Here is a 10,309-nt window from a genome sequence, read left to right as displayed (position 1 = left end):
GGGTGTAGGGGGGTGGGGACTAGGGACTGGGGACTGGAAGGGACTGGGGACTGGGGAACAATTTTCCCCCTTGCTCCCTGCTCCCTGCTCCCTTTCCTCTTCACTGTCACCTGTCACCTGTTCCCTGTCACCTTCTTCTAACTGGCGATCGCTCGTTTGTAGGCTTCATCTAACACTTCTGATAGTGTAGGATGGGCGTGAACTAAATAAGCTAGGTCTTTTACAGATTGACGGTTTGCAACTGCGGCGGATGCTTCGTGAATTAAATCGGAAGCGTGTAAACCGAAAATATGCACACCTAAGACTTCACCTGTATCTTTACGGTAAATTACCTTAGCGATACCATCAGCATCATTTTCTGCCAACGCTTTAGAATTACCTTTGAAGTAACTCTTACTGGTAGCAATTTCAAAGCCTTCAGCTAAACCTAATTCTTGGGCGGCTGTTTCTGTTAAACCCACATAACTAACTTCTGGGTGGGTAAAAGCTGCGGCGGGAATACTGCGATAGTCTAATTTTTTGTCTTTACCAAGGATGTTTTCTACAGCAATGATACCTTGAGCGGAAGCCGCGTGTGCCAACATCATCTTACCGTTAGCATCACCAATGGCATACAGATGGGGAACTACTTCACCTGCTGAAAGTACGGACATTCCATCATTCACAGGGATAAAATTCCGTTTGTCGAGTTCCACACCCACAGATTCTAAACCGAGATTTTTGGTAGCGGGGATGCGACCTGTTGCTACTAAACAAGCATCAACTTCCAATACTTCTAAATCTTCTTTGGTTTGAAAATTTGCTAATTCAATTACTACGGGAGAACCAGGAATAATTCTTTTTGCGTATATTCCTACTTTGGTTTCAATATCACGGGGAGTAATTAAAACTCTTTCTGCCAGTTTAGCAATATCGCGGTCAAATCCTGGCATTAACACATCCAGGGCTTCAATCATTGTCACTTCACAGCCCAAAGCGGTGTAAACATCAGAAAATTCTAAACCGATGTAACCACTACCAATAATTGCGATCCAATTTGGTAAAGATTCTAACTTCACACCTTGGTCACTGGTAAAGACAGTTTTACCGTCTACTTCAATTCCAGGAGGAACAAAGGGAACTGAACCGGGGGAAAGAATGATATTTTGCGCTGTGATGGTTTTTTCACCGCTATCTGTAGTGACGGTAACTTTTTGCGAACCAGCTAATTTTCCCCAACCCCGGATGATATCAACTCCCAAGCGTTTGAGACTGTTGGTTAAGTCGCCTTGAATTTTCGAGACGAGATTATTAGCATGATTAGCGATCGCTTCTCGATCAAATTCTACATTACCGATTTGAATGCCCAAAGACTTGAGGTGGTGGGCGTTACGTAATTCCCGCACTCTTCCTGAAGCTGCTAACAGCGCCTTAGAGGGAATACAGCCCCGGTTAACACAGGTTCCCCCCATGTCTCCTGCTTCAATAATTGCTGTTTTCAGCCCGTAATGAACGGCGTGTAGGGCTGCGCCATGTCCACCTACACCCGCGCCAATAATCACTAAATCGTAATCAAATCCAGAACTCACGTTAATTTCCCCGTTTCTTTAACCTACTTATTTTTAACTTGATTTTCCCCCGCTAAAACAGTTCACTCGGTGCGTTAGTGTTCAGAATGGGGATGACTGTAGAATTATAGTTATATGTGGATGATGGGTTTTTGTTCACATTCAGACATTTTACCTGATTTCCCGATCATTGAGAATTGCGGCATAGCTGATGTGTTTAGTATTGGAAATATTTACAGTTTTTCAAACAATCGGGTTGGGGATAAGTAGAATTGCTACTCATTCAGATTATCTTCAGGTGGATGCCAACCAGCAGAAACCCATGCTTGTCTCACAGTCGCCGCGTAAATATTATTAAGTTGTAAGGCTACAACTGTAACACGACCACAGGCAGTTAATCCTATTATATGTGTGCCATTGTTAGTCCAAACAAAGTGATGTGACCATGTTTTTTGACGAGGATTAAATAATTTCACCTTCTGGTTACTAATGGGATCTAGTCCATCAGTTTGAGTGCCTTTATATCCGTTGCATAGTCTACAAGCCAGCCATAAATTTTCTTCATCATCAGTACCACCTTTAGCTTTGGGGATAATATGATCTATCTCTAAAATTCCCAAAACATACTTTTGTAGACTACGACAATAACCACATTGATTATTTGCTTGGTTTCGCACTCTTGCCCGGACTTCTTCAGAAATTTGACTATAACTCACGCATCTAACTCTTGAATTAATCCACGTTTTACAGCTTCACTTAATGCAGTGGCTTTTCTCAATAAACCTTCCTGATAAATTCGCATTAGTGTTACTAATTCAGAATTTTCTGATGCTGCGAGAAAACCAGCTTGTTGTCTGTCTAGCAACTCAGTCAAACGGCTATCTTCTTCAGGCTGCATTTGTAATTCTGTCAACTCTAAAACTTGCTGATCAGAAAGTGTTGATATGGGTTCAATGTTTGCCGATTCTTGGCTAATAGATGGGATAGAAAACTGGATAGTATCAACTAAGACGCTGGCTAAATCACGATTTGCTAAACGTGCGAATTTCTCGGCTTTTTGATAAACGTCATCTGGTAGAGTGATTGTAATTTGATTACTCATATTCTTAGATGTTTTTATTTGATATTTTGATTATAAAGTATTTCCCCTTAATTTATTATATGTTTACAATTTATGTTAAAAAATATCTTGTTTTTGCAATAATTCTTTACTTAATTTTTTGGTATTTACATCAAAACCAACATATAATTTAACGCAGCTAAAAGCCGAGTGACGCAGATAGAAAAACGATTACAGTAGCGTGTGTAAAGCTTTTCGAGTATGGCTTCGCTAAAGCGACAGCTTAACGCACCAATTTAAGCCATAAAATTAAAATAAAATTTATTTACCATGATCAAAAACCATTATTAATTATGTCCAGATTATTAGTCACCCAATATCAAACAGAAATTCAAAAAATCATCCAGTTTGGTGGTTCACGAAATGAAAAATCTATTCGTAGAGCTTTTGAAAATCTGTTAAATGAATACTGCAAAACTCGTGATTTTCTGGTTGTTGCTGAATTAGCTTATAAACTACCTAATGGTGAAGTCGTTTATCCAGATGGAATAGTTAAAGATGCTTTGCGGTTAGATTGGGGTTACTGGGAAGCTAAAGACACAAATGATAACTTAGATAAGGAAATTGAGAAGAAATTAAATAAAGGTTATCACAATAGTAATATTTTATTTGAAGATTCCCAAACTGCGGTTTTAATTCAAGGTGGTACGGAAACTCAGCGCGTATCTATGCAAGATGCAGACGCGCTAGATGGTATTATTAATAACTTTATAAATTTTGTCCGTCCTGAAGTGCGGGACTTTCGATCAGCGATAGAAATTTTTAAACAGGATATTCCCATTATCTTAGATTCTCTCAGAAATTTGATTAATGGTCAAGAGGGGAATAATAAATTATTTGAAACTGCGAGAAATAAGTTTTGGGAACTTTGTAAAAAGTCCATTTAATAGAATTATTGATGAGAGTTTGTAGCGTGAGTGTAGAGACGATGAATATTATTAAAGAAATGTCAGAATCAGGATAACCAGGATTTAAGGATGTACAGGATGAAATATCAAAAATTAAACGCAGATAAACGCAGATGAACGCAGATGGTTTTTAAACGTAAAATGTGGGTAAAAATGGGTGAATATCCGTAAGCATTCAGCTATCAGTAATCAGTAATCAGCTTGAACCTATAAGTAGATAGGTTTTTCATCAAATCAAAAGTTTGCCCAATTCCACAAGATACATTTACAGACTGGCATTTATGTTTGTTTTTTCAACATCTTGCTGACGGCTGAACGCTGATTGCTGAATACTTACAAATATCCATTTAATGCTGGAAATTCTACTGAAGTTTGAGTTTCATTACAACTCTTGAATGGTATACCTACTGTCACGGTAATATTTATTCAGTCCTGAAATTTCCACAGGCGTAGGCGTAGCCGATTTTAGTACCGCCCCATGTCTATTCCCCTTTTCAGTGAATTTACCATTCGCCGTCATGCCAACGCCAAATCTTTCCAGAAAGGAGAGGCATATTATGACGTGGGTGCTGTCATTTCTGTAACCCAACGTGGCAAGCTATTTCAGGCTGAAGTGGAGGGTAGTCAAGCGCAAATCTACCACGTCAATATTAGTTTAAAAGATGATGGCTTGACATTAGGTCGTTGTACCTGTCCTTACCATTTGGAAGGATGGTGTAAACATATTGTAGCGACGATGCTGGTTTGTGTGCGTCATCCAGAAATTATTGAACAGCGTCCTAGTTTAGAAGAATTGATAAATCGCTTAGATTATATTCAAACGCAAAAATTATTGCGAGAGTTGGTAGCAGAATATCCGCAAATATTAGAAGCGATTGATCAACAGGTGAGTTGGATGACAAATCCCATGCCTGTAGGCAAAGCAACCATACCTAAAAGTACCATTGATATAGCTCCTTTTTGTCAGCAAGTACGTCAGATTCTCCGGGATGGTGTGCGCTATTTAGAAGATGGCTATGAAGACGAATCTATTAACGAAGAATTGCAGAATTTAGTCCAAATTGCGGTAGATTATTGCGAACGTGGGGAAGGACATAATGCGATCGCAATTTTAGAAGCTATTACCGCTACCTGTGTGGAAAAATGGGATGAAGTAGCAGAGTACGGTGCAGAAAATGAGCAAATTGTCCAAGAATTAAATTACGCTTGGTCTGAGGCAATTCTTTCGACTGAACTTCACCCAGAAGAGAAAGTAGAAATCCAGGTCAATTTGGAAACATGGCAAAACGAATGGGATGCAGATTTTTCCATGAGTTTAGAAGCTTTGTATCAAGATTGGGATGAACCAGGATTGATTCAGGTATTGATGGGAAATGTCACTCCCAGAGGAATTTGGATGGGAGAAGTACCCGAATTTGCTGATGATTTGGCATTAGTTCGGTTGAAAATATTAGACAGACAAGAACGTTATCAAGAATATTTGTATTTAGCAGAAGCAGAAGGACAAGTTCAACATTATCTATCTATGTTAGGGCGTTTAGGTAAAGTTGAAGAAGCAATGCAAGCAGCCCAAACCCAGATGCAAACTATGGAACAGGCTTTTGCTTTAGCGAAAACTTTAGCAGAACAGGGGAAATTAAATCAGGCTTTAGAAATTGCTAAAACCGGATTAGATTTACCAGGAAATTGTGAGTTTCAATTGGCAACTTGGACAAGTGAGTTAGCAGATAAGTTAGGAGATAAGCAAGCTAATTTATTAGCAACTAAGATGATTTTAAAAGTTCAACCTTCATTAGCAGATTACCAAAAAATCAAACACTTGGCTGGTGAAGATTGGGAAAAAATGAAATCAGATTTAATCAAAATTCTCCACAATTATGGAGGTTGGGGAACAGAATCAGCCAAAGTAGATATATTTTTATCTGAAGGATTAATTGATGATGCCATCAAAATTGTTAAGGAACTGGATGCGTATCATAGTGATTTAATTCACAGAGTAATGACTGCTGCAATTCCTCATAATCCTGGTTGGGTAATTGCAAATGCTCGTCGTCGTGCAGATTTAATTATGGATGCAAGTAAGGCACAATATTATAGTGACGCAGTTGATTGGTTAAAGCAAGCACGAGCAGCTTATTTAGCATCTGGAAGAGAAGCAGATTGGGTGAAATATCGGGAAAAGTTAAAGCAGGTGCATGGACGTAAGCGTAAGTTGATGGGATTGTTAAAAGAACAGGGTTTGGATTGAGGAGAGTTGAATTTGATAAACTAGTTATTATAGATAGCCTAGTAAAGCCATGACTGAATCAGTGCAGTATATAACTAATACCTTGGGAGAGAGAGTAGGTGTGTTGTTAAATCTGGAAACATACCAACAGCTAACTAATTTCTCAGCAGATACTGAATTATTGATTGGTTTAAGTTTAGATGAGTTACAAGCTTTGGCAGAAACTTCTTTATCTGTTAAAAGTCAGATGGAACTAGATGAGTTATTAGTTAAAAATGCTGACAATCAGTTATCAAATGAAGAAATGGAAACTTTAGATAGATTAATATCACAGATTGATCAATTGAATGTTCTGAAAACCAGAGCGAGATATACTTTAAACCAACTTCAAGACAAATCGAAAGTAGCGTGAGTGTTTATATTTCTGTTGAATTACAAAAAAAGATTCGTCATCGTTTTGCAGACTGTTGTGCTTACTGTCGTACTGCTGAATCTCTAACAGTTACAACTTTTGAAGTTGAGCATATCATTCCTCGGTCTGCTGGTGGTGAAACTGTATTTGAAAATCTCTGCTTGGCTTGTCCATCTTGTAATCGTTATAAAGCAACTCGTCAAACAGCAGTTGATCCAAATACTCAGGAGGAGGTTAAACTATTTCACCCACAACAGCAAACGTGGATTGAACATTTTTCTTGGAATGAAGATGCTACGGAAATTGTAGGACTGACTGCTGTGGGAAGAAGTACAATTCATGCTTTAAAAATGAATCGTCCACAATTAACTCGTGTGCGAAAAATGTGGGTAAAGCTGGGTGAACACCCGCCAAATATTTGAGATTTTATAACCTGTTGAGGACGATTTTGTTCATCAGGATAATGACAATGAAATATCAAACTGCAATCCGACTGCGCCAGGTAACAAAAACCGCAAATGTTGATTCTAGCGTGGGAAAGGGTGTTGTAATAAATATTTACAATTTTCCAAAAGCATTAGATGTTAAACTTTACAAGTATTGATGCGAGAAAAGAGACACAAAGACCCAATCACGCCCACCTGACCAATCCCTGTCTCCATAAAAGCTCTAGTTAACCATTTGGCAGCTAACCATTCCCAACCTTTTGAAGGTACAATAAGTATTGTAGTCATAGATGAGATGTAATTTGGTAAGTGTCCTCTTGAAGCCGAGGTAGAAAAATTGACTCGCGAGTAATTAATCCATTTATCCTGCTCGTTTTTCCATGCTACCTCTTTACCTAATTTATCCACGGTAGATGGGTAATGCATACCGTCAAGCTTACCACCAATACTCAAGTAAATTTCTTTTTGGACGCTAAACCCAAATCTTCCTCCACTGTATTTTACCCACAATTGGTCAATTGTGCGGAGGTCTTTACATGGGAAATTTAATAGTTCCTCAGTGGTAACCCAGTCCCCAGACTTTTTACCTACAGCTTTAATCATTACTTCGTAGGTTTCTTTATCTGCTTCCTTCCAGTTATGTGCTGCTAGTAAGTTGCACAGTCTGATGTAGTCTATACCTCTTTCCGATGACAGGTCATCAGTTTGAGGAGGTGCAATGACTGTTTTTTCTGAAGAATGATTTAAAGGCGAGATTAACTTATCGTGAATAGGTTTTACATCTTCGTCTCTTAAATTCAATAGTTGCTGTAAGTCTTTTAACTCATCGAATGTAATTTGGCTGAGATTTGCTTCATGCTGTACAGCCTCTTGAACAACTTCTTCGTATTCTTTCAGGTTCGCTTGATATTTACGATAAGGTTCTAAAAGTTCATTCTGTATTTGGTTAACCTCATCATCTGATAAACCCAATTTATTTTGATGAATTTTTAAACTTCGACGATTAACAGGTGAAATTTTACCATCACGTAAATATTGTTCTACGCTCTTGCGATACTCTAATTTTGAATCACCTTTAGGTGCTTTTGCTATTTTAATTGTGTAACCTTCTTGAGAAGTATCAATTTGTGGTTTCATCGCGGGTGCTGCTTCCCGTATCTTTTTATAGGCAAACGCATGAAGTTCTTGAACCGAAATCAAACCATTATTATCAGTGTCAGCCGCACCAGTTTCAATACCTTCAACAATATAACGGGTATAAATTCCACCTGATGATTCTTCTTGAGAATATTCCGTAGCACTAGAAGAAGCCAAAATTGCCCTTCCTTCACCTCCCAACTGAGTTTTAATATCTACAGTAATATCTGCACTTCTGACCCCTCTTTCCTTTGCAAAAGCGCCGCTAAAGCAAGAGTCAAGAATTACAACCATGCGCCGAGAAAAGCTTTCGTTCATTCTATCCTTGATCCAATTAGCCTCAGTAGCGGTGGCTTTAACCAAGTTTTTGTAGTTATCTCGCTCTGTCTTGCTATTGGTTAGGTAAAACTTATTACTATCAAAATCAAGGATACCGTGACCAGCAAAGTACAATAGTACCAAATCATCTCTATTTCGGTTATAAAAAAGCTGTTCAATCGCTTTTTCCATCTCTGTTTTTCCGGGGTTTTTCAGGACTCTGACATCACCTTCAGCAAAGCCACCCATATCTGGATGTAGTAAAACTCGCTGCATTTTTTCTAAATCTTGGACAACCCCTTTGAGCGAATTTAATCCATGTTGATATTCACTCACCCCTATCAGCAGTGCAAACTTTCCCATTATCTAGTCCCGTTGGTGGTTAAAAAAATCCTGTGCTTTCTGGAAATACAAGTCAAATTCTTCTTTATTGTTGAATTTTAGTTTGATTTCTCTACCATCTGGGGCTTTAACATAGAATTCAATTGGTTGGTTAACCAAGCGGTCTTTTAAAAACCCAAACAATTTTAAAGCATTGGCTGGTTTTACTTCAGCTATTAACCATCCTGGTATCAAACCTTCACCTCGGCCGTCTTTTGGGGGGTTGGGGTCAATAACTCCCCTCACTTTTTCTGCTTCGTCTAATAACTTGAGTGTATTCCGTAGCTTCTGCACTTCCTGATTCTTTTCTTCATCGTCTAATCTTGTATCAGTGAAAGCAATGGTAATTTGATAATTGGATGTGACCGACATACTACCAGGCTGTTATTTCAAATTTTTTCACAATCATCCCAATATTAACCTGATGAATTGCGCTAATAAAGTAATTTTTGCCACTTTTTAGAGCGAAAGGTCAATTTTAGCGTTTATTTTCGGATCAACTTTTATCTAACTAATAATAAAAAATTAACCCAGAAGGCTTTCACCAATCTGGGTTAACTTGAACTATTGAAACTGTTTTCAGAGAACGGAGAAGGAGGGATTCGAACCCTCGTTGAAGTTTCCCCCAAACAGACTTTCCAGGTCTGCGCCTTAAACCACTCGGCCACCTCTCCAGGTGTCATGAGTTCTAATCATAAAACGAAACTGCAAAAAATGCAAATATTTCACAAGATATTTTTACAATAAGTTTTAAATCCCTAAATCCCAAGCAAAAACAAGATGGTTCAGACCCACACAATCAGAGTACACGATCGCGCAACCGGCACATCATACACCCTACAAGTCCCAGAAGACCGCTATATCCTGCACACAGCCGAACATAATGGTGTAGAACTGCCCTTTTCCTGCCGAAATGGGGCTTGCACAACCTGTGCAGTCAGGGTACTTTCCGGGGAAATTTACCAACCAGAAGCCATTGGACTATCGCCAGAATTACGCCGTAAGGGTTACGCTTTGCTATGTGTGAGTTATGCCCGTTCTGACTTGGAAGTAGAAACACAAGACGAAGACGAAGTTTATGAACTCCAATTTGGGCGCTTTTTTGGTAAGGGCAAAGTTGTAGCAGGTTTACCCTTGGATGAAGACTAGAGGCAAAAAATGAAAATTGTGGCAGGGTGCAGATGCTTACAGGGTAAAATTGCCGCTTTCAAGCCACGCATTAGCATCTGGGCGCAAAAAATAGCAATATTATCCTGTTTGTTGTTGTTAGTCAGTTGTCAAGCCAAAAGTCAATCAGCAAATGTTGTTTCTGAGGTGAAAATAGCGCGGGTTGTCAGTGGACAAACCCTAGAAGTGCTAGGTATGGCAGAACAACCAAACTTAATTTCCCAAGTGCGGTTAATAGGCGTAGACGCGCCAGATTTGCGTCAGTTACCTTGGGGAGATGATGCTAAACAACTTTTAGAAAAATTGATTGGTAGTCCCCAAACAGCTATCAAATTGGAATTTGACCTAGAAACTAAAGACAAATTTGGGCGAACTTTGGCTTATGCCTGGAAAGATCAGACGTTTTTGAATGAACAAGTCCTCAAACAAGGGTATGCTCTATTTGTAGCGCGATCGCCTAACCACAAATACGATGAACGCCTAGAAAATGCCCAACAATGGGCTAGACTCATGGGTCAAGGCATCTGGAACCCAGAAAAACCCATGCGTATGACTCCTAGTGAGTTTCGCCGTATGTATCGTTAGAACAGGGTGTGGGGTGTAGGGTGTGGGGTGTGGGGAAATAGGGAGATGGGGAGATGGGGAG

At 39.1% G+C, this 10,309-nt stretch carries 11 protein-coding genes and 1 tRNA gene; 6 read left to right on the top strand and 6 right to left on the bottom strand.

Translation table 11 applies throughout. From position 1 onward, the window contains the following. Nucleotides 1-137 precede the first annotated feature (137 nt). From lpdA to A0J48_RS24755, 3 genes are all read right to left on the bottom strand, one after another. Nucleotides 138-1,568 carry a dihydrolipoyl dehydrogenase gene (gene lpdA, locus A0J48_RS24765; RefSeq protein ID WP_200327245.1) on the bottom strand — a complete coding sequence of 477 codons (1,431 nt, stop codon included), beginning with the start codon at nucleotides 1,566-1,568 and terminating at the stop codon, nucleotides 138-140. Between the two features lie 254 nt (nucleotides 1,569-1,822). Beyond that, nucleotides 1,823-2,263, bottom strand: a complete 441-nt coding sequence (locus A0J48_RS24760; RefSeq protein WP_200327244.1) for an HNH endonuclease — start codon at nucleotides 2,261-2,263, stop codon at nucleotides 1,823-1,825. After that, a complete protein-coding gene (locus A0J48_RS24755) occupies nucleotides 2,260-2,649 on the bottom strand; it encodes a hypothetical protein (RefSeq protein ID WP_200327243.1) in 390 nt (129 codons plus the stop codon). The genes A0J48_RS24760 and A0J48_RS24755 overlap by 4 nt, the downstream gene beginning before the upstream one ends. Before the next feature lie 311 nt (nucleotides 2,650-2,960). Between A0J48_RS24755 and A0J48_RS24750 the strand changes: the two genes are divergently transcribed. From A0J48_RS24750 to A0J48_RS24735, 4 genes are all read left to right on the top strand, one after another. After that, the gene (locus tag A0J48_RS24750) at nucleotides 2,961-3,554 is read left to right on the top strand and encodes a hypothetical protein (protein WP_234301142.1); all 594 of its coding nucleotides are present in this window, start codon (nucleotides 2,961-2,963) and stop codon (nucleotides 3,552-3,554) included. 499 nt (nucleotides 3,555-4,053) lie between these two features. Continuing rightward, nucleotides 4,054-5,823, top strand: a complete 1,770-nt coding sequence (locus A0J48_RS24745; RefSeq protein ID WP_200327242.1) for an SWIM zinc finger family protein — start codon at nucleotides 4,054-4,056, stop codon at nucleotides 5,821-5,823. Nucleotides 5,824-5,872: 49 nt separating this feature from the next. Next, nucleotides 5,873-6,214, top strand: a complete 342-nt coding sequence (locus tag A0J48_RS24740; RefSeq protein ID WP_200327241.1) for a hypothetical protein — start codon at nucleotides 5,873-5,875, stop codon at nucleotides 6,212-6,214. Continuing rightward, complete coding sequence (locus A0J48_RS24735) at nucleotides 6,211-6,636, top strand: HNH endonuclease (RefSeq protein ID WP_200327240.1); 426 nt, start codon at nucleotides 6,211-6,213, stop codon at nucleotides 6,634-6,636. The genes A0J48_RS24740 and A0J48_RS24735 overlap by 4 nt, the downstream gene beginning before the upstream one ends. Nucleotides 6,637-6,798: 162 nt before the next feature. On the opposite strand, the gene A0J48_RS27280 is transcribed toward A0J48_RS24735, so the two are convergent. From A0J48_RS27280 to A0J48_RS24720, 3 genes are all read right to left on the bottom strand, one after another. After that, entirely contained in the window at nucleotides 6,799-8,478 is a 1,680-nt protein-coding gene (locus A0J48_RS27280; protein ID WP_234301141.1) for a caspase, EACC1-associated type, read from the bottom strand. Nucleotides 8,479-8,481: 3 nt separating this feature from the next. After that, nucleotides 8,482-8,868 carry a hypothetical protein gene (locus A0J48_RS24725; protein ID WP_200327239.1) on the bottom strand — a complete coding sequence of 129 codons (387 nt, stop codon included), beginning with the start codon at nucleotides 8,866-8,868 and terminating at the stop codon, nucleotides 8,482-8,484. A gap of 215 nt (nucleotides 8,869-9,083) precedes the next feature. After that, nucleotides 9,084-9,170, bottom strand: a tRNA-Ser gene (locus tag A0J48_RS24720). A gap of 106 nt (nucleotides 9,171-9,276) precedes the next feature. Here A0J48_RS24720 and A0J48_RS24715 point away from each other — a divergent pair. Next, nucleotides 9,277-9,645, top strand: coding sequence for a 2Fe-2S iron-sulfur cluster-binding protein (locus A0J48_RS24715; RefSeq protein ID WP_200327238.1), 369 nt, complete (start codon nucleotides 9,277-9,279; stop codon nucleotides 9,643-9,645). 9 nt (nucleotides 9,646-9,654) lie between these two features. After that, nucleotides 9,655-10,248, top strand: a complete 594-nt coding sequence (locus A0J48_RS24710) for a thermonuclease family protein (protein ID WP_200327237.1) — start codon at nucleotides 9,655-9,657, stop codon at nucleotides 10,246-10,248. The last annotated feature ends 61 nt before the right edge of the window (nucleotides 10,249-10,309 follow it).

Origin of the sequence: Sphaerospermopsis aphanizomenoides BCCUSP55 (assembly GCF_001586785.1) — a bacterium.
Lineage (GTDB): Bacteria > Cyanobacteriota > Cyanobacteriia > Cyanobacteriales > Nostocaceae > Sphaerospermopsis_A > Sphaerospermopsis_A aphanizomenoides_A.
Note: the sequence above shows the minus strand (reverse complement) of the source record. Positions and strands in the feature narration are given on the sequence as shown.